Origin of the sequence: Microbacterium sp. AZCO (genome assembly GCF_039614715.1) — a bacterium.
Taxonomy (GTDB): domain Bacteria; phylum Actinomycetota; class Actinomycetes; order Actinomycetales; family Microbacteriaceae; genus Microbacterium.
This window is the reverse complement of sequence record NZ_CP154857.1, coordinates 532,642-556,551: the sequence shown is the minus strand read 5'-3', so window position 1 is coordinate 556,551 and position 23,910 is coordinate 532,642. Positions and strand designations below refer to the sequence as shown.

Here is a 23,910-nt window from a genome sequence, read left to right as displayed (position 1 = left end):
CGACGTCGTCGGCCGGGCCGGATCGACGGATGCCGCGGCCGGATGACTCACGCGCCGGGCAGTCCTTGCAGTCTAGGGCACGGCGTATGCCGGTTTCGGCGTGCGCCGGAGGGCGCCGCGGTCAGGCGTCGCACGTGCCGTTCTGCTGGAGAGCGGGATCGCTCGCGATGCGGCCGTCGATGTCGACGTCGGCCACGACGTGGTCCCCCTCGACGGCGATCCCGGTCAGAGTGACGCCGGCGGGGATGTACTGCGCGACGCACACCGTGTAGTCCTTCAGCACGGCGTCGGCGATGCTGCCGAAGCGGCTGCGCAGGTCGTCGGCCGAGACGTCGGCCCCCGCGAGCTGCAGCTGCGCCGGGGTCAGGACGAGCGCCCCGTCGGCGACCGACGGGGTGAGCGAGACCCCGACCGGCACCGAGAGGCCGAGGAAGGTGAGGCTCGTCGACATCGTGACGTCGGGCTGGGCGAGGCCGAGCGAGTCGACCGGGAAGCCCTGGACGCCGCTGAGGAGCTTCTTGACCTCCGTCTCGTCGAGCCGGACGGTCGCCGTCGCGGCGTCGGCCGTGGCATCCCCTCTGATGGCGATGCCCTCCGCGTGCACCGTGACGTCACCCGTGACCTCACCCACCGTCACCCCGTCGGACGACACCGTCACGTCGTCGAGCGTGCCCGCGATGAGCTGAGGGATGACGGCGCCTTCGACCGTGACGTCGACCTGCTGGTCGGCGGGCAGCGCGAGGTTCGTGATGACCTGATCGCGGATCGTCCGCTCGACGAGGCCCTTCGCCATCCACTCCGCGACGAACCACGCCACGACGGCGAGACCGACGACGATGATCGCCGCGATGATCCACGGCCACGGGCTGCGCCGCTTCCGCGGCTCCGGCGGCGCGCCGGCCCAGTCCGGGAGCGGCTGGGTGGGGTACGTGTCGCCGGTGGTCATGTCGTCACATCCGTTCCGGCGCCTGAACGCCCAGGAGGTCGAGTCCGTTGCGGAGAACCTGTCCCGTCGCGTCGTTGAGCCAGCGGCGCGTGCGGTGCACGGGCTCGACCGGCTCGTCGCCGAGCGGGATGACGCGGCAGTTGTCGTACCAGCGGTGATACAGCCCGGCCAGCTCCTCGAGGTAGCGAGCGACCCGGTGCGGCTCGCGAAGCTCGGCCGCGAAGGCCACGATGCGCGGGAACTCCTGCAGCGCGCCGAGGAGCGCCGACTCGGTCTCGTGGTCGAGCAGCTCGGGGGCGAACGCGTCGCGCGTGACTCCCGACGCCTCGGCGTTGCGCGCGACGTTGTGGGTGCGGGCGTGCGCGTACTGCACGTAGAAGACCGGGTTGTCGTTCGTGCGCTTGCGCAGCAGCTCGGGGTCGAGGGTCAGCGGCGAGTCGGCGGGGTACCGGGCGAGCGAGTACCGCAGCGCGTCGGTGCCGAGCCACTCGCGCAGGTCGTCCATCTCGATGATGTTGCCCGCGCGCTTCGACAGCCGCGCGCCGTTGACCGAGACGAGCTGCCCGATGAGCACCTCGATGTCCTTGTCGGGGTCGTCGCCCGCCGCGCCCGCGAGCGCCTTGAGGCGGTGCACGTAGCCGTGGTGGTCGGCGCCCAGGAGGTAGATCTTGTGCGCGAAGCCGCGGTCGCCCTTGTTGAGGTAGTACGCGGCGTCGGCAGCGAAGTACGTGTACTCGCCGTTCGAGCGGCGGATGACGCGGTCCTTGTCGTCGCCGAAGTCGGTCGTGCGCACCCACACGGCGCCCTCGTCGTCGAAGACGTGACCCTGCGCGCGCAGCCGATCGACCGCCTCGTCGACGAGGCTCGGCTCGCCGTCCCGCCCCTCGGCGTGCAGCACCCGCTCGGAGAACCACACGTCGAAGTGCACGTTGAACTGCTCCAGGGAGGACTGCAGCTCGCCGAGCTGGAACTCGTAGGCGAGGTCGCGCGCCGTCGTCAGCTGCGCCTCGGGGTCGAGGCTCAGGAGGTCGGGGCGCTTGGCGAGGACCCGGCGCGCGAGCTCCGCGATGTAATCGCCCGCGTACCCGTCCTCCGGCGTCGGCTCCCCCTTCGCGGCGGCGAGCACGGAGCGGCCGAACCGCTCCATCTGCGCACCCGCGTCGTTGATGTAGAACTCGCGCGCGACCGTCGCACCGCTCGCGAGCAGCAGGCGCGCGATCGAGTCGCCGAGGGCCGCCCAGCGCGTGTGGCCGATGTGCAGCGGCCCGGTCGGGTTGGCGCTCACGAACTCGACGTTGATCGTGTTGCCCCGCTGGCTCTCGTTCGTGCCGAATGCGGCACCCGCCTCGACGATGGTCTTCGCGAGCGCGCCGGCCGCGGCGGCGTCCAGCCGGATGTTGATGAAGCCGGGCCCGGCGACCTCGACGCTCGCGACGCCCGGCGTCGCAGCCAGCGCAGCGGCGATCTCGCCCGCGAACTCGCGAGGGTTGGCGCCGACGACCTTGGCGAGCTTGAGCGCCGCGTTGGACGCCCAGTCGCCGTGCTCGCGGTTCTTGGGACGCTCGAGCGGCAGATCGGCCGCGCTGATCCCCTCGCTCGAGCCGGGGCGTCGCGTCTCGGCGAGGGGGACGATGACGGCGGCGAGGGCGGCGGAGAGGGCGTCAGGAGTCATAGCCGGACCAGTCTACGATTCGGCGGCTATGAGCCCGATGCGCGTCAGGCGAGCTGGACGAGAGCGGCGGGGTCGTCGGCGGCGGGATCGGATGCCTCCGTCCACGAGAGTCCGCCGTCGAGGGCCTCGGGCGATGCGTCGTCGGGCATGACCCACGCGTCCACGCGCATGCGGGCGAGGCCGACGTGGCCGCCGTGGTAGCTGAGGAACGCGCAGTCGGCGGCATCCCGACCCGTCGCGATGCGCACGAGCGCGCTCCGGTTCGCGAGCCGTGTCGCATCGATGACGTACCAGGCGCCGTCGTAGTAGGCCTCGGCGACGGCGTGGAAGTCCATCGGACGCAGGCCCGGCGCGAAGCACGCGGCGTAGCGGGCGGGCATGTCCATCGCGCGGAGCAGCGCGATCACGACGTGCGCGTAGTCGCGGCACACGCCCTGCCCGGTCATGAGGGTCGTCACGGCGCTGTCGGTGCCCTGGCTGAGGCCCGGGGTATAGGTCGTGCTCGTGGCGACGAAGTCGCTCACGGCCGCGATGAGGTCGTAGCCGTGCAGGCCCTTGAACTGGCGGCGCGCCTGCGAGAAGACCTCGTCGGACTGGCAGTATCGGCTGGGCCGCAGATACGTGATCGCCTCGAGGTCGCTCGTGCGGCTCGCCGACATCTGCCCCTCGACGGTCGCCTCGTAGCGCACCTCGAGGCGTCCGGCCTCGCCCGTGAGGCGGTGCAGCCGGCTGCCGGACTGGTCGACGATCTCGGTCGGCGTGTAGACGCGCTCGCCCTGGGTGAACGTCAGTTCCTCGCGCACGACAGGCACCTGCTGGGCCGCCGTGATCTGGAAGATGAGGTCGACGGAGGATCCCAGATCGAGGTCGAGTTCGGCGGTCACGAGGCGTTGCACCGAAGTATCCTCGCACGCCCGATCGCCTGCTCTCTGCGCGGATGTGGAAGGGATGCCGAGAGCCCGCCGAGAGCGGTTCCAGCGGGCGTCGTCGACCGGCCGGATCGCGGCGCCCAGATCGGGGATTTCCTGCGTATCCAGGGCCCGTTTTCCCGCGTATCGACGCGGATGCGGCGATCGCGGATTCTTGACGTACACTCGCGGCGTGAACCCGCACGGACGCTCCCGCGCGCGACGTCCCCGGTGGCTCCTCGCAGCCTCCCTCCTCGCCGTCGCGATCGTGTGCGCCGTCGCGGTGTGGCGGGCGTGGGCGGCACCCGCCGAGGAGGTGGTCGCACCCGTCGCGCAGGCCGAGTCCGTCGCCGTCGCACCGGCGCCCCTCGCGCTCCCCGAGCACCCCACGGCGCTGATCTTCGGCGACTCCTGGACGTACGGCTCCGCCGCGACCGTCCCGACGCTCGGCTACGCCTACGTCCTCGGCGAGAAGCTCGGCTGGACGACGACCGTCGACGGCGTCCGCGGCAGCGGGTACCTCAAGCCCGGCATCGACGGACCCGCCTACGGCGAGCGCATCGCGGCCCTCGACCCGTCGCTCGACCCCGATCTCGTCATCGTCGAGGGGTCGATCAACGACCGGCACCTCTACCCCACGGGCTACACGGCCGCCGTCACGGCGGCCTGGGATGCGCTGGCGAAGCTCTACCCGCACGCACGCTTCGTGATCCTCGGACCCGCACCTCAGGTGCTGCCCGTCGAGAAGCCGACAGCCGAGATCGACGGCGAGCTCTCGCGCCTCGCGGCCGCGCGCGGGTGGTGGTACGTCTCCCCCATCGCCGAGAACTGGATCACGCCGGAGAACTACGACTGGGTGATCGACACGAGCGACATCGGCCGCGACCACCCGACGACCGAGGGCCACGCCTACCTCGCGCAGCGTCTCGCCGAGGCGATCGAGCGGATGTCGCGCGGCAACGGCGTGACGGCCGACGCGGGCTGAGGCATCCAATCCCCCACGCGTCAGGGAGGGGGATGCCGCGGTGATACCCTCGATCGGTACGCCTCCGTAGCTCAGGGGATAGAGCGTTGGTTTCCGGTACCAAAGGTCGCAGGTTCGATTCCTGTCGGGGGCACAAACGCTGAAGGCCGTCCCGGAGGGGCGGCCTTCAGCCGTTTCGGTCCGCGGCGGCGGGCGGCGGGCTATCCGTCGGAAGCGTCGTAGTCGTCGAGCACCGGGGCGCCCTCGGCGGAGGGGTAGGCGATGGGGCGGAGCTTGCGTGTGAGACGCTCGAGGCGGTCGACGATCTCCTGGTCGACGAGCTCATCCCCGTGCGTGTCGACGTCGCTCGTGACGATCTGGCTCGAGGGGCCGACGAGGAACGTCGCACGCTCGCGCACTCCGTGTGCGTCGACGATCGGGATCTCGATGTGCGAGGCAGACCCCGCCTCGGCGAGCGCCTCGCTGTAGTCGAGCAGCGCGTCGGCGATGGCATCCCCCGTCAGATACTCGCCCCCGGCGTACACGATCCGCTTCACCTCTTATTCGTACCTCGGGAGACACCACCGCTCTCCGGGGTTGCCATCGGGGGAAGCGGACGCTATACACCGCCGAAGCACTTTCGCATCCTGGATGCCGGCCTCCCGCTTCGTCATACGGCCGATAGCTGCCGCACGAACGCCTGGCAAGGGGATAGGGGCGCGATCGGCCCCGCCCGAGGATGGCGGCATGAGCCACGAGAAGGATGTCAGGGGCAAGACGATCGTCATCACGGGGGCCTCGAGCGGCTTCGGCCGGGGTGCCGCCGAACGGCTCGGCGAACGGGGCGCCAACGTCGTCGCGGCCGCGCGCCGGGGCGATGTGCTGGACGACGTGGTCGCCTCGATCGCTGCGAAGGGCGGAACAGCTGTCGCGGTCGCGGGCGACGTGAGCGATCCGACCGCGATCGCCCGAATCGCCGCCACGGCGATCGATCGCTTCGGCGCGGTCGACGTCTGGGTCAACGACGTCGGCGTCGGGGCGCTCGGCCTCTTCTGGGAGGTGCCGGTCGAAGACCACGCACGCGTGCTCGACGTCAATCTCACCGGTCTCCTGTACGGATCCCACGCCGCGATGAGGCTCTTCGTCGCGCAGGGGCACGGCGTGCTCGTCAACGTCGGCTCCCTCGAGAGCGACGTCCCTCTCGCGTACCAGGCCTCCTATGCCGCGTCGAAGGCGGGAGTCCTGAGTCTCGGACGCACGATCAACGAGGAGCTGCGGCTCGCCGCCTCGACGAGACGATCAAGGTCGGCACGGTGATGCCGTGGGCCGTCGACACGCCGTGGTGGATCCACGCCGCGAACTACACGGGCCACGCTCCGCGGATGGCCGCGATGGACGATCCCTCGATCGTCGTCGACGCGATCGTCGAGGCCTGCGTGGCCCCGAAGGAGGAGCAGCCGGTCGGCCCCAAGGCGCGGGGATCGAAGCTCTCCCACCACCTCTTCCCCGACCTCACGAAGCGACTGTCCGCAGACCTCGCCGACTGCGAGCGCGAGAAAGGATCGGCCGTCGCCCACACCACCGGCGCGATCTACGAGCCGATGAAGGCCGGCACGACCGTGAGCGGCGGCGTGCGAGAGCGCATGGAGCGGGAGGACGCCGGGCCCACGGCCGGGCACTGACCTCGCCGCGTCCTATCGTGGTCCTCACGGGCTCCGACAGCGGGGCGGTGAGGGGGCGGCGTGACGGACCGAGCAGCGTCGACGGAGGCCACGAGGCCGGAGGAGACGGATGCCGCGCAGCGGCGGGTCGTGCCGGTCTGGGCGTGCATCCTCATCGGCGTCGGAGCCGCCCTCGTGGGCCTGGCGCCCTGGGTCATCACCGGGATGCGGCTGCCGCTTCAGAACCTCTGGGCGTACAGCACGATGCCCGACGAGATGCCGGTCGTGCTGCTCCCGTTCAGCCAGTACGCCATCGTCCTGCTCGTCGGCATCCTCGTCACGGGCGCAGGAGCCGGCGGAATCGCCGCTCGGGCCCTCCGCGCCCGCCTCCCCCGCCGCGGCGCTCTCGCGATCGCACTCGCCCTGTTCGGGACGCAGATCATCGCCGTCGCACAGACAGCGGTCGTCGTGCAGGCGGGCCTGCAGCAGCGCACCGAGACCGTCCTCTACCTCGGCGCGCTCGTCGGCGTCTGCGTGCTCTCGCTCGCCACGGGCGTCGTCGCCTTTCTGCTCATCGCCCGAGCGCCACGGGCCGGCGCCGTCGTGGGACTCAGCATCGCCGCACTCGCCGCCGGTCCGTGGCTGAGCGGTGTGCTCGTCCCCTTCGGGTCGATCACGTCCGACGCGACGCTGCCTCTGCTCGACCTCGTGCGCTGGGTGCCGGCCGTGCTCGTCGGCGTCGCGATCGCGTGGGGCGGACTGCGCACCGTCGGACAGGTCGTCGCAGCGCTGTTCGGCGTCGCCCTCGTCTGGATCGTCCCCGCTCTCATCACGGGCATCACGAGCGCCGCGGGGATGCGCGTGCTCGCGCGCTATCCCGGCGAGATGATCGACTACGGCGTGGGCGTGTTCGTCATGGCGCTGACCACTCCCGACGTCGCCCTGAAGCCCGTCGTCGTGACGATCGTCGTCGCTTTCGCCGCGATCGTCGTGCGCGCCGTGATCCTGCGGCGCCGGGCTGCCAACGCGACGCGACGACTGACGACATAGCCGGGCAGCCGGGTAGCCGGACGGCATCCGGGCACACATGAAGATCGCCTCGGGGCCGAAGCCTCGGGGCGATCTTCAATGCAGATTTTGGTTTCTGTGTCTGATCCTCGTGTGAGGTTCTCGTCTCTGATTTCCGTCTACAAGAGTGAAGATACTCCGGCTTCCGCCGTCGTCAAGAGGTCGTCTCGAACTCATCTCACCGTCAGCATGAAGGTGAGGGATGCCGCACGCGCGATGCCTGACGCGCTGCGGCATCCCTCCCCCGTTCAGACCAGGAAGAGACGGTCGAGCACTCCGGGATTGTGGGCGTGCACGATCACGAGGAAGACGATCGCGTCGAACAGCAGATGCACCGTCACGACGTAGGCGAGGGAGCGCGTCACGACGAAGATGAACCCCTGCAGCAGCGCGAACGGGATGGTGAGGAGCGGACCCCACGCCTGATAGCCGAGCTCCCACAGGAACGACACGAACACGATCGCCTGCAGGATGTTCGACTGCCAGTCGGGGAAGTGGCGTCGCAGCAGCGCGAACACCGTGCAGATGAAGAAGAGCTCGTCCCAGATGCCGACGCTGCCGACGCCCAGGAAGAGCCGGGCGATGAGGTCGGGCGTGTCCACGACGGGCCAGTTCGTGTAGACCCCCGACGTGATGAAGTAGAACGGCAGGATCAGCCAGCCGAGCGCGAGCACGACGACGAGCCACGTCCATTGGAAGCGGGTCCACCGACCGCCGCCGCGCCACGGGAACCGGATCGCCCGATCGCTGTAGACGAAGCGCGACACCGCGTACGGCACGGCGACGGCCCCGCCCAGGCCCACGGTGAAGCGCAGGATCGCGAGGTCGTCGAGTTCCGCCTTCAGCGGGATGGCACTCACGATCAGGAGCCCTGCGGCGACGAGCGACAGGTCGCGCACGAGGCTCGGCGGTCGGTGGGATGCCTCGGGCCCGCGCTCGATCGCGCCCGTCCGCCGCTCGAGGATGAACGCCGCGACGAGCGCCAGGGCGAGGAGCAGCCATCCGAGCCACGCCACCCGCAGCACGAAGAAGGCGGGCGCGGCGAGGCACGCGAGGAGCGCCGGCGCGAGCCCCCACGACCAGGCGGGACGCACGAGGGGCGCGGCCGCGGGATGAGCGGGCATCAGTCCCCCAGCGGGTGGGCGAGCTCGTCGCGGGGCATGCGCGCGATCCAGATGACGAGGAACGACAGCGCGAACGGCACGATGCCCGCCGCGAGGAAGATCACGGGGATCGGCACGACCTCGGCGAGCGGACCCGCGAGCGCCATCGACACCGGCATGAGGGCGAGCGAGACGAAGAAGTCGAGACTCGAGATGCGTCCGAGCATGTGGGTCGGCACGCGACGCTGCAGGAGCGTGCCCCAGATGACGTTTCCGTAGCTGAAGCCGAAGCCGACGAGGAACACCGAGATCACCATGAGCGCATACACGTCGGTGAAGCCCACGACGATGAAGGGCAGCGTGCTGCAGCCCCACACCGCGATCATGACGGTGAGGTAGCGGCGCGGCAGCCGGAACGACGACACGACGATCGATCCCAGGACGCCGCCGAGTCCGTACGCCGCGAGCAGGAATCCGAACCAGCGGGGGTCGTCGCCGATGCGCTCGCGGGTGAGGAAGGGCAGGAGGACCTCCTCGGGACCCATCCACACCAGCACCCAGATGGTCGCGTAGAGGAGCGTCCACAGCAGCCAGGGCGTGCGCAGCGTGAACGAGACGGCCTCGCGCAGATCGTGGAAGACCCCGCGGCCCGTGGATGCCTCGCCCGCCGGCGTCTCGCGGGCGACGGGCTCCGGTCGCACGAACATGAGGAGGAGCAGCGCGAGCGCGTGCGCCGCCGCGATGACCCAGGCGGCGTGGGCGGGCGCGACGACCGCCGCCACGACGACGCCGGCCACCGCGGGCCCGGCCGCCTGTTGCAGCGCGGGGCGGATGGCACCCTCGAGGCCGTTGGCGGCGAGCAGCTGCGCGGGCGGGAGGATGCGCGGCAGGATCGCGCTGTACGCGGGGAAGAAGAACCCCGCCCCCGCGCCGAGGGCGAAGGCGACGATCGCGAGGTGCGGCACCGTCACGGCGCCGAACATGCCGGCGATCGCGATCGAGGTGACAGCCGTCACATTCACGAGCTCGACCACGCGGAGGATCAGGCGCCGCGAGACGCGGTCGGCGACGATCCCGCCCGGAATGGCGCACGCGAGAAGACCGACGGCATTGCACGCGGCGACGAGGGACAGGTCGACGGGGCCGCCACCCGCGTCGATGACGGTGTAGACCATGACGACGGCCCACATCCCGGCGCCGAAGATCGACAGCACGACGGCCGCGAACAGCATCCGGAAGTCGCGATGCGCGAGCGGACGCACGAAGCGCCAGCGGTCGCGGGGGGACGCATCGACGAGCGCCTCGTCGGGGGCGGGCTCGGGCCCCCGGCCGAACGGCTCGTCGGGCGTGGTCACGTGCGCGCCCGGCGCCGATACGTCAGATCGCGGATCGAGCGTCCGGCACGAGCGCCCTTTCGTTCGAAGGCCGTCAGCACGCGGCCCTCGAAGCGATCCGCCCACTCCCCCTCGAATGCCGGCTCCCAGTCGTCGGCGGCGGAGAGCACGTCCCGCATCTGCAGGGCGTAGTCCTCCCAGTCCGTCGCGAGGCGCAGGGTGCCGCCGTCGCGCAGAGCCCCGGCGGCCGTGCGGGCGAACTCGGGCGTCACGAGCCGCCGCTTCGTGTGCTTCTTCTTGTGCCAGGGATCGGGGAAGAAGACCCAGAGCTCGTCGACGGATGCCGTCGGCAGCAGGTGCTGCAGCACCTCGGGCGCGTTCGCCTCGACGAGCCGCAGATTGCGGGCTCCCGCCTTGTCGGCGTCGAGCATCGTGCGGGCGAGACCGGCCTTGAAGACCTCGATCGCGAGGAAGTCGCGCTCCGGCGCCGACGCCGCCGCGTGGACGATGGCGTGCCCCTGGCCCGAGCCGATCTCCACGACGAGGGGCGCGCTGCGTCCCCATACGGCGACGGGGTCGACGGTGTCGCCCGGGCGCACGCTCGTGGCCGCGGCATCCCGCTCCACGGTCAGGATGTAGTGCGGCGCGAGCTCGCTCCAGGCACGCTCCTGCGCCTCGGACATGCGGCCGCTTCTCCGCACGAACGACACGGGCCGATCGCGGAACGTGCGGGCAGGGCTCTCGGCGGGGTCGGACACCCCTCCAGGCTACCGAGGGCGCCTCGGGGAGTCGGTTGGCGGACCGGGAAGGTTCGCCGAGACGGGGGATGCCGCGGTCAGGCCGTCACGTAGTCGATGAGCTCCTCGACCCGGCCGAGGAACGAGGGCTCGAGGTCGCGGTACGTCTTCACCGACGCGAGGATGCGCTGCCACGCGCGGGCGAGGTCGGCCTGATCGCGCGCGGGCCAGCCGAGCGCCCGGCACACGCCCACCTTGAACTCGATGCCGCGCGGCACCTCGGGCCACGCCGCGATCCCGACCGCCCGCGGGGTGACGCACTGCCACACGTCGATGTAGGGGTGCCCGACGATGCGCACGTGCGCGCCGTGCCGGCCCCGGGCGATCGCCTCGGCGATGCGCGACTCCTTCGAGCCGGGCACGAGGTGGTCGACGAGCACGCCGTAGCGGCGGTCGGCCGACGGCGGCTCCTCGTCGAGCGCGGCCCCGAGGAGGTCGACGCCCTGCAGGAACTCGACCACGACGCCCTCGACGCGCAGGTCGTCGCCCCAGACCTTCTCGACGAGCTCGGCATCGTGCTTGCCCTCGACGAGGATGCGGCTCGGCCGGGCGACGCGGGCTCTCGCGTCGGCGACGGCGAACGAGCCGGACGCCGTCCGTGCGGGAGCACCGGGCGCCCGGGGCGCCGGCGGGACGAGTACGACGTCCTCGCCGTCGACGAGGAAGCCGGCGCCGAGCGGGAAGACGCGTCGGCGACCGAGACGGTCCTCGAGCTCGACGGTGCCCGAGCGGACGCCGGTCACGGCGCCGCAGAATCCGTCCTCCGCGAGCTCGACGACGAGGTCCCGCTCGGCGGGCACCCGTCGTAGCTCGCGCTGGAACTGCTTCTTCCACCCTGCGGCGAGCACATCCGTGCCGTATCGATCGTCCATCCGCCCTCCCGGAGCCGCCAGCGTACCCGCGGCGACCGGCGCGCGAGGGCAGCGACCCGCCTCCCGTCAAGGCCTCGCCCGTGCCTACCGATGCATGCCGGGGCCTGAATAGACTCGGCGGAGGGGGCGGCTCCACGGCTCCCCGAGGAGGGGGAAGGATGCGCGCGCGACCCGCACTCGCGCTCACGGCGGCTCTCTCGCTGGCGCTGCTCGGCGGTGCCGCGGCTGCGTCGGCGACCGCACCGGTCGAGCTCGGATCGAGCCACGTCGTCGATCAGGCAGGTGTGCTCTCGAGCTCCGACGAGGCGACCGCCGAGGCGCGCCTGCAGCAGCTCTCCGACGAGACGACGGCCGACCTCTGGGTCGTCTTCGTGGACGACTTCACCGATCCCGCGTCTGCCGCGGACTGGGCGAACCAGACCGCCGACGACAACGGGCTCGGGTCGAACCAGCTCCTCCTGGCCGTCGCGGTGGACGGACGCCAGTACTACCTCTCCGCCGACCCGTCCGGCCCCATCACGACCGAGCAGGCCGCGACGATCGCCCAGCAGCAGGTGCAGCCCGAGCTCGCCGCGGAGGACTGGCTCGGCGCCGTCGATGCGGCGGCCGACGGGATCACCACGACGCTCGGCGGCGGCACGAGCGGGACGAGCGGGACGAGCGGCACGGCGTCCGGCCGGGGCGGCGGGTTCACCGGCATCCTGATCCTCGTCCTCCTCGCCGCGATCGTCGGTGTCATCATCTGGCTGCTCGTCCGCCGCCGTCGGCGCCGGCAGGCGCCCGCGGGGCGGCCGGGGCAGCCGCCCGTCGAGCAGGTGAGCACCGAGGAGCTCGCACGCCAGGCATCCGCGGCCCTCGTCGACACCGATGACGCCGTCAAGACCAGCGAGCAGGAGCTCGGCTTCGCCAAGGCGCAGTTCGGGGATGCCGCGACAGTCGAGTTCGAGCAGGCGCTGCAGACCGCCAAGGACAGCCTCAACAAGGCGTTCATGCTCAAGCAGCAGCTCGACGACGCCACCCCCGACACCGAGGAGCAGGTGCGGGCGTGGAATACGCAGATCCTCCAGCTGCTCGACACCGCCAACCGCGGTCTCGACGAGAAGGCGGAGGCGTTCGACGAGCTGCGCAAGCTCGAACAGAACGCGCCCGAGGCGTTCGCGCGGGTGCAGGACGAGCGCGCGAAGGCCGCCGCCGCCATCGATCCCGCCGCGGCACGGCTCGCCGACCTGTCGCAGTCGTACGCCGCCGAGGCGCTCTCGACCGTCCACGACAACCCGGAGCAGGCGCGCGACCGCATCGCGTTCGCCGACACCCAGCTCGCTGCCGCGCAGACCGCGATCGGGGCCGGCGACGGGGGCGAGGCCGCCGTCAGCATCCGGGCCGCCGAGGAGGCCGTCGGCCAGGCGACGCTGCTCGCGCAGGCGATCGACAAGCTCGCGAGCGACCTCGCCGAGGGCGAGCAGAAGGGCCAGGCGCTCGTCGCCGAGCTCGAACAGGACATCGCCGCAGCATCCGCTCTTCCCGACCCCGACGGCCACGTCGCCGCGACCGTCACGGCGACCAGGCAGCAGCTCGACGCGGCGCGCACCCAGCTCACGGGGACCCAGAAGCGGCCGCTCGCCGCCCTGAAGGCGCTCGAAGCCGCGAACCAGCAGATCGACGCGGTGATCGCGGGGGTCCGGGATGCCGCGGCCAAGGCGCAGCACGCCCAGCAGGTGCTCGGACAGGTCATGCTGCAGGCGCGCGCACAGGTGTCGGCCGCCGAGGACTACATCACCGCCCGCCGCGGGGCCGTGGGCGCCGAAGCGCGCACGCGGCTCGCCGAGGCCGGCGCCTCGCTCGTGCAGGCCCAGCAGCTGCAGAGCGTCGACCCCGCCCGCGCGCTGCAGTACGCGCAGCGCGCCGACCAGCTCGCCGGGCAGGCGATCGAGTACGCGCAGAACGACGTCGGCTCGTTCGGCGGCGGCATGTTCGCACCCGGCGGGGGCGGCGGGATGTTCGGCCAGAGCGGCGGTTCCGGCGGCGGAGGCGGGATGCTCGGCGCCGTGCTCGGCGGCATCGTGCTCAACTCCGTCCTCAGCGGCGGCAGCCGCGGAGGCGGCGGCCTCGGCGGCATGCTGGGCGGAGGCGGCGGCTTCCCCGGCATGCCGGGCGGTGGCGGAGGCTTCAACCCGGGCAGCTTCGGCGGCGGCGCGACCCGCGGTCGTCGCGGAGGCGGAGGCGGTCGCTTCTGACAGGTCCGACACAGCGCCGCGCCGCGGCATCCCTCACCCCTTGACTTCTTCGAAAGGAAGGAACACCCGATGGCAAAGCAGTCCATCTTCGGTCGCATCTCCACGCTCGTCCGAGCGAACATCAACGCGCTTCTGGACTCCGCGGAGGACCCCCAGAAGATGCTCGACCAGCTCGTGCGCGACTACACGAACTCGATCGCCGACGCCGAGGCCGCGATCGCCGAGACGATCGGCAACCTGCGCCTGCTCGAGCGCGACCACCAGGAGGACGTGCAGGCCGCGTCCGAGTGGGGCAACAAGGCGCTCGCCGCCTCGCGCAAGGCCGACCAGCTGCGCGGCCAGGGCAACACGGCCGACGCCGACAAGTTCGACAACCTCGCCAAGATCGCGCTGCAGCGCCAGATCAGCGAGGAGAACCAGGCGAAGGCCGTCGAGCCCACGATCGCAGCGCAGACCGAGGTCGTCGACAAGCTCAAGGACGGCCTCAACGGCATGAAGCAGAAGCTGGAGCAGCTGAAGTCGAAGCGCTCCGAGCTGCTCGCCCGCGCCAAGACCGCCGAGGCCCAGAACAAGGTCGCAGACGCCGTCAAGTCGATCGACGTGCTCGACCCCACGAGCGAGCTCGGGCGCTTCGAGGACAAGATCCGCCGCCAGGAGGCTCTCGCGCAGGGCAAGCAGGAGCTGGCCGCGTCGAGCATCGACGCGCAGTTCAACCAGCTCGAGGACGTCGGCGAGCTGACCGAGGTCGAGGCGCGCCTCGCGGCGCTCAAGGGCGGCCAGCAGCCCGCCCAGGCCGCGATCGACGCGCCGAGCGCACCGTACACGCCGTAATCGCATCGGCACGATGGAGCGCCGTGGCCTTCGGGTCGCGGCGCTCCGTCGTTCCGGCGGGCCGTCGGCGGCGGCGCAGCGGCACTTGGCCGTTCGGGTCGACCCCTCGGGCGGCTCCCCGACCCGCGCGGCACGTTCGCGGGGAGCGGATGCCGCACCCCGGCGCCTGGGGAATGATGGGCTCATGGCGCGTTTCGTGATCGTCCCCCAATGGCAGGGCTCGCCCTCGGCGCGCGCGATGCAGCTCATCGACGGCGCACAGGCGATCGCGGGCGACCTGCCCCGCACCGCCTGCACGACGATCGAGGTGCCGCTCGAGGCGGGCGAGGCGCTCGACACCGGCGTGCACCGCTTCAGCTCGCTCACCCGCACGCGCGATGCGCTCGAGGACGAGCTCGCCCGCACCGACGCACCCGTCATCGTCGTGGGCGGCGACTGCGGAGTCAGCGTCGCGGCGATCGGCGCGGCGGCCGAGCGCGAGTCGTCACTCGCGGTCGTCTGGTTCGACGCGCACCCCGACCTGCACACCCCCGAGTCGTCGGAATCCGGCGCGTTCGGCGGCATGGCGCTGAGCGCGGTCCTGGGAGAAGGCGCCTCGGGGCTCACCCTCGCGCCCGGCACGATCGGCGCGGAGCGCGTCGTGCTTGCCGGCGCCCGCGACTACGAGACCGACGAGGAGTCGCGGGTCGCCGACCTCGGCATCGTCGCGATCGACGCCGCCGACCTCGCGGATCCCGAGGCGCTCGCCACCGCCGTCGCGGCGACCGGCGCCGCGGGGATCTACGTCCACGTCGACCTCGACGTGCTCGACCCGGCGGCGCTCACGGGTGTCACGGCCGCGGTGCCGTTCGGCCTCACGGTCGCGCAGCTCGTCGCCGCGATCGGCGCGCTTCGGGCCACCGCTCCCCTCGTGGGCGCGACCATCGCGGGCTTCGCGCCTCCGACCCCGGCCGCCGCCGTGGACGACCTCGGGGCGATCCTCCGGGTCGTCGGAGCGCTCGCGTGAGCCCCATCCCCACGCCGCCCGCGGGGTGGGAGGACGCCGCCGAGCGCGCCGTCGCACGCGGCCGGCGGTTCGACCGCTTCATCCCGGGATTCCTGCTCGACTCCCCCATCAGCCGCGTCGGCTACTGGTACGGCACGACCGTCGGCTTCGTGTGGGGCGGCCTGTGGAGCAGGGGCCGCGTCGAGCAGCGCAACGGCCTGTGGGTGTTCCGCGGGATGCCCGGCTGGGCGTTCGCGCGGGGAGGCGTGTGCGTCGGCGGATGCTTCCTCACGGGCGACGGCACGGTGTCGGCGCGACTGCTCGAGCATGAGGCGGTGCACGCGCAGCAGTGGCGGCGCTACGGCTTCCTCATGCCGCTGCTGTACCTCGTGGCGGGGCGCGACCCGCTGCGCAACCGCTTCGAGATCGAGGCGGGCCTGGAGGCGGGCAACTACGTCCCGAGGGGCTCCTCGACGCGCTGACGCGCGGTGCAGCCTCGGGTCAGCGAGCGGTGGACAGGCCGTAGTGCGCGGGTGTGTGGATCGCGGCGCGGTCGATCCCGAGGCGCTCGGTCAGGTGATCGACGATGTCGGCGGTGCCGAGGTAGCCGCCGAGCAGCTGGATCTGCGTGTGGTCGTCGTCGGCGCAGAGCATCTCGTTCGCCCAGGCCGTGACGGCGCGCGTGAGCGCCTGGCCCGGGGCGCACGCGCGGCCCGTGCCGGGGTCGCCCGTGCGGAGCGACCGGTCGAGCCACGTCACGACCATGCGGGCGGGAGCGACGAGCTCTCCGTGCCACGAGGCATCCGGGATCTCGATGAAGACCCGGCCCGTCGAGCAGATCGGCAGCGTCGCGAGCACAGCCTCGAGCTCGGCGAGCGAGGTCTCGTCGGCCGTGATGAGGTGCTGGACGCGCGTGTGCCGCGACGAGCGGCAGGCGCTGGCGTTGTGCTCGGTGGTGTGGGCCATGACGGCTCCACTATACCCCGAAGATAGGGTTGCCTTACCTGAGTAGGACCTCAGTCGCGGGCGATCAGGATGCCGCGCAGCTCGGCGAGCTCGTCGTCGCTCACGTCGTGCGCGCGCAGGTAGTCCGCCACCGAGCCGTAGCGCTCGCGCAGGTCCGCGAGCAGACCCGCCATGACGGGAGCCGGCGAGCGCGTCGCGAGGTCCTCCAGATGGACGGCATCCGGATGCAGCTTCCTCAGCCGCTTCACGACGCGGCGATTGCGCCACTGCGGGAGCAGCCCCTCGGTGCGCGCGTAGTCCGCGACGACGGCATCCTCATCGACCCCCGCCGCGGCGAGGGTGAGCGCCACGGTGACCCCCGTGCGGTCCTTCCCCACCGTGCAGTGCACGAGCACGGGCTGATCGGCGATGATGCCGCGGACGACCTCGACGACGCGCTCGGACGAGTCGTCGACGATGCGGCGGTACATCTCGTCGAGCGGGATGTCGTCCTCGAAGAACGATGCGACCGACCCCAGGAAGAGCGGCGCGCGCTGCGTCGTGATCGCGAGGTCGCCGAGGCGGCTCGGCGCGTGCGCGACCTCCTCGTCGTCGCGGAGATCGATGATGCGGCGCAGGCGCAGCTCGCCCAGCGCGGCGACGCCCGGGGCCTCGAGGTGGGCCAGGTTGCCGGACCGGTAGAGCACGCGCTCGCGTGTGAGCCCCCCGTCGGCCGGGAGGCCGCCGACATCGCGGAGGTTGACGGCGCCCGGGACGAGCGCGTCGCTCACGCGCGGTCCGGGTGGCGAGGAGGTACCGGGTAGCGCCCGGCGATGGCGATGCGGTTGAACGCGTTGATCGACACGAGGATCCAGCTGAGCGCCACGTACTCGTCCTCGCTCAGGATGCCGCCGACGTGGTCGTAGACCTCGTCGGGCACGCCCCCGTCGTGGATGAACGTGAACGCCTCGGTCAGCTCGAGCGCCGCGCGCTCGCGGTCGGTGAAGACCCCCGACTCGCGCCACGTCGGCAGCTGGGCGATCAGGTCGGCATCCAGTCCCGCCGTGACCGCCCGGTCGACGTGCACGCGCACGCAGAAGGCGCAGCCGTTGAGCTGCGACGCGTGGATCTGCACGAGCTCCTTCAGCCGGTCGTCGATTCCGGCGTCGCCGGCGATCCGGCCGACCGTCTTGGAGAAGGCATCGAGCGTCTTGTACGCGTCGGGCGCGGACCGCGAGAGGTGGACGCGTCGTTCTTCGCTCATGTCCTTCACCCTATGACGGGGGTGGATGCCCGAGCCTCGGCGCCGGGGCAGAATGGCCGGGTGAGCGACCCCACCGACGAGTTCTCCTTCCTCCCCGAGCAGGCCGCCGACGCGGGCATCGACGGTCCCGTCCCCCGCGCCGAGCGCGTCTTCCTCACGCTGCCCGACGGGCGGACGCTGAGCGCGCTGAGGTACGGCGACGGCTCGCCCGAGGTCACGTTCCTGCACGGCGCCGGCCTCAATGCGCACACGTGGGACACGACGATCCTCGCGCTCGGCCTTCCCGCGCTCGCGGTCGACCTCCCCGGCCACGGCGACTCGTCCTGGCGCGACGACGTCGCCTACACGGGCGGCACGCTCGCCCCCGACGTCGCCGCTGGAATCGAGGCGTGGACCGACCGGCCGCAGGTGCTCGTGGGGCAGTCGCTCGGCGGGCTGACGGCGGCGGCGGTCGCGGCATCCCGTCCCGATCTCGTCCGCGAGGTCGTGGTCGTCGACATCACACCCGGCATCGACCCGGATGGCGGACCGTCGCAGCTGCGCGACTTCTTCGCGGGGCCGACCGACTGGGCGAGCCGCGACGAGCTCGTCGAGCGCGCGCTGTCGTTCGGACTCGGCGGGTCGCCCACCGCCGCGGCGCGCGGCGTCTACCACAACAGCCGCATCCGCCCGGACGGCCGGGTCGAGTGGAAGCACCACTTCGCGCACCTCGCGAACGCGATGTCGCAGTCGCCCGAGCTGGCCGAGGCGGCGGCGGCGCAGCAGGACGCGCTCGGCTCCGTGCTGTCCGAGTCCGGGTGGTCCGACCTCGCGGGCATCGAGGCGCCGCTGACGCTCGTCCGCGGGACGCGCGGATACGTGACCGAGCAGGATGCCGCAGCCTTCCGCGAGCGCGTGCCCACGGCATCCATCGTGGAGGTCGACTCCGGGCACAACGTGCAGGAGGAGCTCCCGAGAGACCTCGGACGTCTCGTCGCCGAGCTCGCCGGGAAGGGTTAACGCTTCTGTTTCGTTGTGGGTAGCCATGGCCGCGGGCTCCTCGCGCGTTCCCTAGGCTGGGTTACCGCACACGACAGCCTTGCCGACACCCCCTCGGCCTGCGCCGTCCATCCGACCCCGGATGCCCCTCGGAAAGGACAGTCATGCTCCGCCGCACCGCTCTCGCCGCCTCGGCGCTCCTCGCCGCGAGCGCCCTCCTGCTCGCCGCCTGCACCACCGGCGGCGGGTCCTCCGCGTCGACGAGCACGGGCGCACCCGACGCTGACGCGTCGGCGGTGATCCGGCTCGTCCTCGAGCCGAGCAACCTCGACATCCGCGAGACGGCGGGCGCGGCGCTCGACCAGATCCTGGTCGACAACGTCTACCAGGGCCTCGTCTCGCGCACCCCGGAGCAGGAGATCGTGCCCGCGCTCGCGAGCGACTACGAGGTCTCCGACGACGGCCTGACGTACACCTTCACCCTCCGCGAGGGCGTGACGTTCCACGACGGGCAGGAGCTCACTCCGCAGGACGTCGTGTGGTCGCTGACGACCCGCAAGAACACGCCGGAGTGGAGCGACTCGGGACGCCTCGCGAACGTCGAGACGATCACGGCCGACGGGCAGACGATCACCCTCACCCTGAGCGCGCCGGACTCGACGCTGCTGTGGAACCTGAGCGGCCGGGCGGGCCTCATCCTCAAGGAGGGCGACACCGTCGACTACAAGACGAAGACGAACGGCACGGGTCCGTTCATCCTCGACCAGTGGAAGCAGGGCGACAGCATCACGTTCACGCGCAACGACGCCTACTGGGGAGACAAGCCCAAGGTCGCCGAGGTCGTCTTCGACTACATCCCCGACAACCAGGCGGCGCTCAACGCGGCCCTCGCCGGCGAGGTCGACGTCGTGACGGGCTTCGACGCGACCCTCAAGGACCAGATCGAGGCGAACGGCGACTTCCAGCTCGTGCTCGGCAAGTCGACCGACAAGGGCACGCTCGCCTTCAACCAGACCTCGGGTCCGCTCGCCGACAAGCGCGTGCGCCAGGCCATCCGCCAGGCGATCGACCACGAGGCGATCATCGAGGCGCTGGCCTCGGGTGAGACCCTGTACGGTCCGATCCCCTCGCTCGACCCCGGCTACGAGGACCTCTCCAAGGTCGCCCCCTACGACCCGGAGGCCGCGAAGGCCCTCCTGAAGGAGGCCGGGTACGAGGACCTCACGCTGACCCTCACGATCCCGAGCTTCTACTCCACGACCATCCCGCAGATCCTCGTGTCGGACCTCAACGAGGTGGGCATCACGCTCGAGGTGAACTCGGTCGACTTCCCGACGTGGCTCAACGACGTGTACACGAACAAGGACTACGAGCTCAGCTTCGTGCTGCACACCGAGGCGCGCGACTTCGAGAACTGGGCCAACCCCGACTACTACTTCACCTACGACAACCCGCAGGTGCAGGAGCTCTACAAGGAGTCGGTCGCCGCGACCGACCCCGACAAGGCCGCAGACCTGCTGAAGCAGGCCGCCAAGATCGTGTCGCAGGATGCCGCGGCCGACTGGCTCTACAACGGCGCGTCGGTCGTCGCGGTCGGAACTAACATCTCGGGTATGCCGACGACGAACACCAACGCGAGGATCAACCTCGCAGAGCTCACCAAGAGCGACGGGTGATCCGATACACGCTGACGCGCCTGGCCCTGCTCCTGCTCGGGCTCCTCGTCGCCAGCGTGCTGATCTTCCTGACGCTCCGGGTGCTCCCGGGCGATGTCGCCCAGCTCGTCGCGGGCACCAACAGCACGCCGGAGCAGGTGGCGGCCATCCGCGAGCGCCTGGGTCTCGGCGAGCCGCTCGTCACGCAGTACCTCGCCTGGATCGGCGGAGTGCTGCGCGGCGACCTCGGAACATCCCTGCTCACCGGGTCGAGCGTCGTCGACGAACTCGTCGAGAAGGCGCAGGTCACGGTGCCGCTGGGCATCTTCGCCCTCACGATCGCGCTGGTGTTCAGCCTGCCGCTCGGCGTCGTCTCCGCGATGCGCCGGGCACGCGCGTCGGGCACGGCGCTCAACGTGGGCTCGCAGGCGCTCGCGGCGGTGCCCGTCGTCTGGGCGGGCATGATGCTCGTCGTCGTCTTCGCGGTGTGGCTGGGCTGGCTGCCGGCGCAGGGCTTCCCGCGCTCGGGCTGGGCGGATCCGGCCGCGGCGATCCGCTCGCTCGTGCTCCCCGCGCTCACGATCGGCATCGTCGAGGGGGCCATGCTGCTGCGGTTCGTGCGCAGTGCCACCCTGCAGGCGGTCGGGCAGGACTACGTGCGCACGGCCGCCGCGAAGGGCCTGACCCGCAACGCCGCCCTCGTCCGGCACGGGCTTCCCAACGTGGGCCTCTCGGTCATCACGGTGCTCGGCCTCCAGGTGGCGGGGATCATCGTCGGCGCCGTCGTCATCGAGCAGCTCTTCACCCTGCCCGGCATCGGCCGCATGCTCGTCGCCGACGTGAGCGCGCGGGACCTGCCGAAGGTGCAGGGCGAGCTCCTCGTTCTGACGGGCTTCGTGCTCATCGTCGGCTTCGTCGTCGACCTCGCGCACCGCGCCCTCGACCCCCGGCAGCGGGAGGCGGCATGAGCGACCCGGCTCCCGAGACCCGCGCCTCGAGGAAGGCGGATGCTGCGGCCCGCACCGCGGCGGAGGTTGATGCGTCTGCCGCCGGGGCGCGCGCGGACAGCGCGACGGCCGCGGCGAGGGCGGCTGCCTCGACCGCGGCGGGGGCGGATGCCTCGACCGCGGCCGGAGCGGATGCCTCGACCGCGGCGGAGGCGGATGCCTCGGCCGCCTCCTCCCGGCGCCCCTCGCGATGGGCGTGGCTCGGCCGGCTGTGGGCGCTGTCGACCGGCCGGTTCGGTCTCATCGTCGTGGCGGTCGTGCTCCTGACGGCCGTCGTCGCCTCGTTCTGGACGCCGTTCGACCCTCAGCAGGTCGACATCCGCAACCGGTGGGCCCCTCCCGGCTGGCCGCACCTGCTCGGCACCGACGCGACCGGTCGCGACATCCTGAGCCTCCTCATGGCCGGCGCGCGCACGACCGTGATCGTCGCCGTGGGCGCCGGAATCGTCGCGACGATCATCGGCATCGGGCTCGCCGCGCTCGGCGCGCTCACGACGCGGTGGCTGCGCGAATCGGTCGCCGTGTTCGTCGACATCCTCATCGCGTTCCCCGTGCTGATCATCGCGATGATGATCGCGGCGGTGTGGGGCGGGTCGCTGTGGGTCGTCATCTGGGCGGTCGGCATCGGGTTCGGCGTCAACATCGCCCGGGTGACCCGGCCCGAGCTGCGGCGGGTGCTGCACAGCGACTTCGTCCTGGCGGGACGGATGGCGGGGCTCACCCCGTCGCAGAACCTGGTGCGGCACCTCCTCCCCAACGTCGCACCGGTCTTCATCGTGCAGCTGTCGTGGGGCATGGCCGTCGCCGTTCTGGCTGAAGCGGGCCTGTCGTACCTCGGCTTCGGGGCGCCCGTGACGGAGCCCTCGTGGGGTCTCCTCCTCGCGCAGCTGCAGCAGTTCATCACGGTGCACCCGCTCTCGGTCGTGTGGCCGGGCCTCGCCATCACGTTCACCGTGCTGGGGCTGAACCTGCTCGGCGACGGCCTGCGCGAGGCGACCGACCCCACGCTCACCCGCCGCGGGGGCTCGGCCCGCACCGCGCGCACGCACGTGCCGGAGGTCGTGTCGTGACTCTCGCCGTGCAGGACCTCACGATCGACATCTCCGGCCGCCGCGTCGTCGACGGCGTCTCGTTCGAGGTGCCCGACGGGTCGCGCGTGGGTCTCATCGGCGAGTCGGGCTCGGGCAAGTCGCTCACGGCCCTCGCGATCCTCGGTCTCCTCCCCGACGGCGCCGTCGCGGGCGGCTCCATCCGCTGGAACGGGCGCGAGCTCCTCGGCCTGCCGGATCGCGAGCTCGCGCAGCTCCGCGGCGACGACATCGGCATCGTGTTCCAGGAGCCGCGCACCGCGCTCAACCCGATCCGCACCGTCGGCCGCCAGATCGCCGAATCGGTCCGCATCCATCAGCGCGTCAGCCGGGCCGAGGCGAAGGCGCGCGCCGTCGAGGAAGCCCGGCGCGTCGCCCTCCCCGACCCCGAGCGGATCGTGGCCCGCTACCCGCATCAGCTCTCCGGCGGACAGCGTCAGCGCGTCGCGATCGCGACGGCGCTCGCGTGCCGTCCGCGCCTGCTCATCGCCGACGAGCCGACGACGGCGCTCGACGTCACGATCCAGGCCGAGATCCTCGACCTCCTCGTCGAGCTCGTCGAGCACGACGGGATGTCGCTCGTCTTCATCACGCACGACCTGGCGGTGCTGTCGCGCATCGCGACGCACGGGATCGTGCTCGATGAAGGCCGCATCGTCGAGGAGGGGCCCATCGCGGCGCTGCTCTCCGCCCCGGCATCCCCCGTCACGCAAGGCCTCCTGCGCGACGCGACGGCGACCCTCTGGCGGCCGGGAGGCGTCTCATGACCGACGAGCGCATCCTGCTGCGGGCGCGGGGCCTCACCCGCCGGTACCCGGTGCCGAAGGAGACGCTCTTCGAGCGCGCCACGACCTCCACGGCGCTCGAGGACGCAGACCTCGACGTGCGCGCGGGCTCGTCGGTCGGCATCATCGGCGAGTCCGGCTCGGGCAAGTCGACGCTCGTGCGCCTCCTCCTCGCACTCGACACGCCCACCGCCGGCACGATCGAATTCGACGGCAGAGAAGTGGATGCCGCTGCCGGCGCCCGCGCGCTGCACTGGCTGCGCCGCGACACGGGCATGGTGTTCCAGGACCCCTACGCCTCGCTCGACCCGCGCATGAGCGTGGGACGGATCGTCGGCGAGCCGCTGTGGGCTCTCGGCCTCGGCGGCGACGGGGAGCCCGGCAGCGCCGGGCGGCGCGAGCGCGTCCGCGAGGTGCTCGTCGACGTCGGCCTCGAGGCCGACATGGCCGACCGCTACCCGCACGAGTTCTCCGGCGGTCAGCGGCAGCGCATCGCCATCGCCCGGGCGATCGTGCACCGCCCGCGCCTGCTCGTCGGCGACGAGCCGATGTCGGCGCTCGACGTGACGGTGCGCGCCCAGATCCTCGACGTGCTCGCCGAGCTCCGCCACCGGGACGGCCTCACGCTCCTCCTCGTGTCGCACGACATCGGCGTCGTCCAGAACCTCTGCGACCAGGTCGTCGTGATGAAGGACGGCCGCGTCGTCGAGGAGGGCCCGACGGAGAAGGTGCTGCTGCAGCCCCAGGCGGCGTACACGCGGCGCCTGCTCGCCTCGATCCCCGTCATCGACCCCGGCGCCGCCGCATCCTGAA

At 71.8% G+C, this 23,910-nt stretch carries 25 protein-coding genes and 1 tRNA gene; 15 read left to right on the top strand and 11 right to left on the bottom strand.

Features of this window, described 5'->3' with window-relative positions; genetic code table 11:
- Nucleotides 1-121: 121 nt before the first annotated feature.
- The 3 genes from AAIB33_RS02525 to AAIB33_RS02515 are packed head-to-tail and all read right to left on the bottom strand — an operon-like array spanning nucleotide 122 to nucleotide 3,514.
- Nucleotides 122-946 (bottom strand): DUF2993 domain-containing protein, encoded by an 825-nt coding sequence (locus tag AAIB33_RS02525; protein ID WP_345802000.1) that lies wholly within the window; start codon nucleotides 944-946, stop codon nucleotides 122-124.
- 4 nt (nucleotides 947-950) lie between these two features.
- Nucleotides 951-2,618 (bottom strand): arginine--tRNA ligase, encoded by a 1,668-nt coding sequence (gene argS, locus AAIB33_RS02520; RefSeq protein WP_345801999.1) that lies wholly within the window; start codon nucleotides 2,616-2,618, stop codon nucleotides 951-953.
- A 44-nt stretch (nucleotides 2,619-2,662) separates the two neighbouring features.
- A complete protein-coding gene (locus AAIB33_RS02515) occupies nucleotides 2,663-3,514 on the bottom strand; it encodes a transglutaminase family protein (RefSeq protein WP_345801998.1) in 852 nt (283 codons plus the stop codon).
- A gap of 205 nt (nucleotides 3,515-3,719) precedes the next feature.
- Between AAIB33_RS02515 and AAIB33_RS02510 the strand changes: the two genes are divergently transcribed.
- Both AAIB33_RS02510 and AAIB33_RS02505 read left to right on the top strand, forming a co-directional pair.
- Nucleotides 3,720-4,511, top strand: a complete 792-nt coding sequence (locus tag AAIB33_RS02510) for an SGNH/GDSL hydrolase family protein (protein ID WP_345801997.1) — start codon at nucleotides 3,720-3,722, stop codon at nucleotides 4,509-4,511.
- Between the two features lie 60 nt (nucleotides 4,512-4,571).
- A tRNA-Arg gene (locus tag AAIB33_RS02505) sits at nucleotides 4,572-4,644 on the top strand.
- Nucleotides 4,645-4,711: 67 nt separating this feature from the next.
- Here the strand turns inward: AAIB33_RS02505 and AAIB33_RS02500 are convergent.
- Nucleotides 4,712-5,047: a hypothetical protein gene (locus AAIB33_RS02500; RefSeq protein WP_345801996.1), complete on the bottom strand. Its 336-nt coding sequence runs from the start codon at nucleotides 5,045-5,047 to the stop codon at nucleotides 4,712-4,714.
- 190 nt (nucleotides 5,048-5,237) lie between these two features.
- Between AAIB33_RS02500 and AAIB33_RS02495 the strand changes: the two genes are divergently transcribed.
- From AAIB33_RS02495 to AAIB33_RS02485, 3 genes are read left to right on the top strand one after another with little or no spacing between them, the layout of a single operon-like run.
- The gene (locus AAIB33_RS02495) at nucleotides 5,238-5,807 is read left to right on the top strand and encodes an SDR family NAD(P)-dependent oxidoreductase (protein ID WP_345801995.1); all 570 of its coding nucleotides are present in this window, start codon (nucleotides 5,238-5,240) and stop codon (nucleotides 5,805-5,807) included.
- Complete coding sequence (locus tag AAIB33_RS02490) at nucleotides 5,804-6,172, top strand: hypothetical protein (protein ID WP_345801994.1); 369 nt, start codon at nucleotides 5,804-5,806, stop codon at nucleotides 6,170-6,172. Before AAIB33_RS02495 ends, AAIB33_RS02490 begins: the two co-directional genes overlap by 4 nt.
- 60 nt (nucleotides 6,173-6,232) lie before the next feature.
- On the top strand, nucleotides 6,233-7,201 hold the full coding sequence (locus AAIB33_RS02485; protein ID WP_345801993.1) for a hypothetical protein: 969 nt from the start codon (nucleotides 6,233-6,235) through the stop codon (nucleotides 7,199-7,201).
- Between the two features lie 266 nt (nucleotides 7,202-7,467).
- On the opposite strand, the gene AAIB33_RS02480 is transcribed toward AAIB33_RS02485, so the two are convergent.
- The 4 genes from AAIB33_RS02480 to AAIB33_RS02465 all read right to left on the bottom strand — a co-directional run bounded on the left by AAIB33_RS02480 (nucleotide 7,468) and on the right by AAIB33_RS02465 (nucleotide 11,325).
- Nucleotides 7,468-8,343, bottom strand: a complete 876-nt coding sequence (locus AAIB33_RS02480) for a CPBP family intramembrane glutamic endopeptidase (protein ID WP_345801992.1) — start codon at nucleotides 8,341-8,343, stop codon at nucleotides 7,468-7,470.
- Nucleotides 8,343-9,584, bottom strand: a complete 1,242-nt coding sequence (locus tag AAIB33_RS02475; RefSeq protein ID WP_345803490.1) for an MFS transporter — start codon at nucleotides 9,582-9,584, stop codon at nucleotides 8,343-8,345. Before AAIB33_RS02475 ends, AAIB33_RS02480 begins: the two co-directional genes overlap by 1 nt.
- Before the next feature lie 89 nt (nucleotides 9,585-9,673).
- The gene (gene trmB / locus AAIB33_RS02470) at nucleotides 9,674-10,339 is read right to left on the bottom strand and encodes a tRNA (guanosine(46)-N7)-methyltransferase TrmB (protein WP_345803489.1); all 666 of its coding nucleotides are present in this window, start codon (nucleotides 10,337-10,339) and stop codon (nucleotides 9,674-9,676) included.
- A gap of 152 nt (nucleotides 10,340-10,491) precedes the next feature.
- Nucleotides 10,492-11,325 carry a DUF3097 family protein gene (locus tag AAIB33_RS02465; protein WP_345801991.1) on the bottom strand — a complete coding sequence of 278 codons (834 nt, stop codon included), beginning with the start codon at nucleotides 11,323-11,325 and terminating at the stop codon, nucleotides 10,492-10,494.
- Nucleotides 11,326-11,483: 158 nt separating this feature from the next.
- On the opposite strand from AAIB33_RS02465, the gene AAIB33_RS02460 reads away from it, so the two are divergent.
- From AAIB33_RS02460 to AAIB33_RS02445, 4 genes are all read left to right on the top strand, one after another.
- Nucleotides 11,484-13,559, top strand: coding sequence for a TPM domain-containing protein (locus AAIB33_RS02460; protein WP_345801990.1), 2,076 nt, complete (start codon nucleotides 11,484-11,486; stop codon nucleotides 13,557-13,559).
- A gap of 69 nt (nucleotides 13,560-13,628) precedes the next feature.
- Nucleotides 13,629-14,390, top strand: a complete 762-nt coding sequence (locus AAIB33_RS02455; protein ID WP_345801989.1) for a PspA/IM30 family protein — start codon at nucleotides 13,629-13,631, stop codon at nucleotides 14,388-14,390.
- A gap of 184 nt (nucleotides 14,391-14,574) precedes the next feature.
- A complete protein-coding gene (locus AAIB33_RS02450) occupies nucleotides 14,575-15,396 on the top strand; it encodes an arginase family protein (RefSeq protein WP_345801988.1) in 822 nt (273 codons plus the stop codon).
- Nucleotides 15,393-15,857: a Fe-S oxidoreductase gene (locus tag AAIB33_RS02445; RefSeq protein ID WP_345801987.1), complete on the top strand. Its 465-nt coding sequence runs from the start codon at nucleotides 15,393-15,395 to the stop codon at nucleotides 15,855-15,857. The genes AAIB33_RS02450 and AAIB33_RS02445 overlap by 4 nt, the downstream gene beginning before the upstream one ends.
- Before the next feature lie 19 nt (nucleotides 15,858-15,876).
- On the opposite strand, the gene AAIB33_RS02440 is transcribed toward AAIB33_RS02445, so the two are convergent.
- Genes AAIB33_RS02440 through AAIB33_RS02430 form a run of 3 tightly spaced genes read right to left on the bottom strand, consistent with a single transcriptional unit; the run spans nucleotide 15,877 to nucleotide 17,584 of the window.
- Nucleotides 15,877-16,341, bottom strand: coding sequence for an SIP domain-containing protein (locus AAIB33_RS02440; RefSeq protein WP_345801986.1), 465 nt, complete (start codon nucleotides 16,339-16,341; stop codon nucleotides 15,877-15,879).
- Between the two features lie 50 nt (nucleotides 16,342-16,391).
- A complete protein-coding gene (locus tag AAIB33_RS02435) occupies nucleotides 16,392-17,111 on the bottom strand; it encodes a tyrosine-protein phosphatase (RefSeq protein ID WP_345801985.1) in 720 nt (239 codons plus the stop codon).
- Nucleotides 17,108-17,584 carry a carboxymuconolactone decarboxylase family protein gene (locus AAIB33_RS02430; protein WP_345801984.1) on the bottom strand — a complete coding sequence of 159 codons (477 nt, stop codon included), beginning with the start codon at nucleotides 17,582-17,584 and terminating at the stop codon, nucleotides 17,108-17,110. Before AAIB33_RS02430 ends, AAIB33_RS02435 begins: the two co-directional genes overlap by 4 nt.
- A gap of 60 nt (nucleotides 17,585-17,644) precedes the next feature.
- Between AAIB33_RS02430 and AAIB33_RS02425 the strand changes: the two genes are divergently transcribed.
- The 6 genes from AAIB33_RS02425 to AAIB33_RS02400 all read left to right on the top strand — a co-directional run bounded on the left by AAIB33_RS02425 (nucleotide 17,645) and on the right by AAIB33_RS02400 (nucleotide 23,909).
- Complete coding sequence (locus AAIB33_RS02425) at nucleotides 17,645-18,583, top strand: alpha/beta hydrolase (RefSeq protein WP_345801983.1); 939 nt, start codon at nucleotides 17,645-17,647, stop codon at nucleotides 18,581-18,583.
- 143 nt (nucleotides 18,584-18,726) lie between these two features.
- The gene (locus tag AAIB33_RS02420) at nucleotides 18,727-20,238 is read left to right on the top strand and encodes an ABC transporter substrate-binding protein (protein ID WP_345801982.1); all 1,512 of its coding nucleotides are present in this window, start codon (nucleotides 18,727-18,729) and stop codon (nucleotides 20,236-20,238) included.
- Nucleotides 20,235-21,185, top strand: a complete 951-nt coding sequence (locus AAIB33_RS02415; protein ID WP_345801981.1) for an ABC transporter permease — start codon at nucleotides 20,235-20,237, stop codon at nucleotides 21,183-21,185. The genes AAIB33_RS02420 and AAIB33_RS02415 overlap by 4 nt, the downstream gene beginning before the upstream one ends.
- Before the next feature lie 248 nt (nucleotides 21,186-21,433).
- Nucleotides 21,434-22,294, top strand: a complete 861-nt coding sequence (locus AAIB33_RS02410; RefSeq protein ID WP_345803488.1) for an ABC transporter permease — start codon at nucleotides 21,434-21,436, stop codon at nucleotides 22,292-22,294.
- The gene (locus AAIB33_RS02405) at nucleotides 22,291-23,079 is read left to right on the top strand and encodes an ABC transporter ATP-binding protein (RefSeq protein WP_345801980.1); all 789 of its coding nucleotides are present in this window, start codon (nucleotides 22,291-22,293) and stop codon (nucleotides 23,077-23,079) included. Before AAIB33_RS02410 ends, AAIB33_RS02405 begins: the two co-directional genes overlap by 4 nt.
- Entirely contained in the window at nucleotides 23,076-23,909 is an 834-nt protein-coding gene (locus AAIB33_RS02400) for an ATP-binding cassette domain-containing protein (RefSeq protein WP_345801979.1), read from the top strand. Before AAIB33_RS02405 ends, AAIB33_RS02400 begins: the two co-directional genes overlap by 4 nt.
- The last annotated feature ends 1 nt before the right edge of the window (nucleotide 23,910 follow it).

What these genes read in the sequence shown, in the direction of transcription:
- AAIB33_RS02465 (WP_345801991.1), bottom strand. Translation starts at nt 11,325, where the DNA reads ATGGACGATCGATACGGCACGGATGTGCTCGCCGCAGGGTGGAAGAAG.
- AAIB33_RS02480 (WP_345801992.1), bottom strand. Translation starts at nt 8,343, where the DNA reads ATGCCCGCTCATCCCGCGGCCGCGCCCCTCGTGCGTCCCGCCTGGTCG.
- AAIB33_RS02495 (WP_345801995.1), top strand. Translation starts at nt 5,238, where the DNA reads ATGAGCCACGAGAAGGATGTCAGGGGCAAGACGATCGTCATCACGGGG.
- AAIB33_RS02455 (WP_345801989.1), top strand. Translation starts at nt 13,629, where the DNA reads ATGGCAAAGCAGTCCATCTTCGGTCGCATCTCCACGCTCGTCCGAGCG.
- AAIB33_RS02440 (WP_345801986.1), bottom strand. Translation starts at nt 16,341, where the DNA reads ATGGCCCACACCACCGAGCACAACGCCAGCGCCTGCCGCTCGTCGCGG.
- AAIB33_RS02460 (WP_345801990.1), top strand. Translation starts at nt 11,484, where the DNA reads ATGCGCGCGCGACCCGCACTCGCGCTCACGGCGGCTCTCTCGCTGGCG.
- AAIB33_RS02400 (WP_345801979.1), top strand. Translation starts at nt 23,076, where the DNA reads ATGACCGACGAGCGCATCCTGCTGCGGGCGCGGGGCCTCACCCGCCGG.
- AAIB33_RS02525 (WP_345802000.1), bottom strand. Translation starts at nt 946, where the DNA reads ATGACCACCGGCGACACGTACCCCACCCAGCCGCTCCCGGACTGGGCC.
- AAIB33_RS02430 (WP_345801984.1), bottom strand. Translation starts at nt 17,584, where the DNA reads ATGAGCGAAGAACGACGCGTCCACCTCTCGCGGTCCGCGCCCGACGCG.
- trmB (WP_345803489.1), bottom strand. Translation starts at nt 10,339, where the DNA reads ATGTCCGAGGCGCAGGAGCGTGCCTGGAGCGAGCTCGCGCCGCACTAC.
- argS (WP_345801999.1), bottom strand. Translation starts at nt 2,618, where the DNA reads ATGACTCCTGACGCCCTCTCCGCCGCCCTCGCCGCCGTCATCGTCCCC.
- AAIB33_RS02420 (WP_345801982.1), top strand. Translation starts at nt 18,727, where the DNA reads ATGCTCCGCCGCACCGCTCTCGCCGCCTCGGCGCTCCTCGCCGCGAGC.
- AAIB33_RS02450 (WP_345801988.1), top strand. Translation starts at nt 14,575, where the DNA reads ATGGCGCGTTTCGTGATCGTCCCCCAATGGCAGGGCTCGCCCTCGGCG.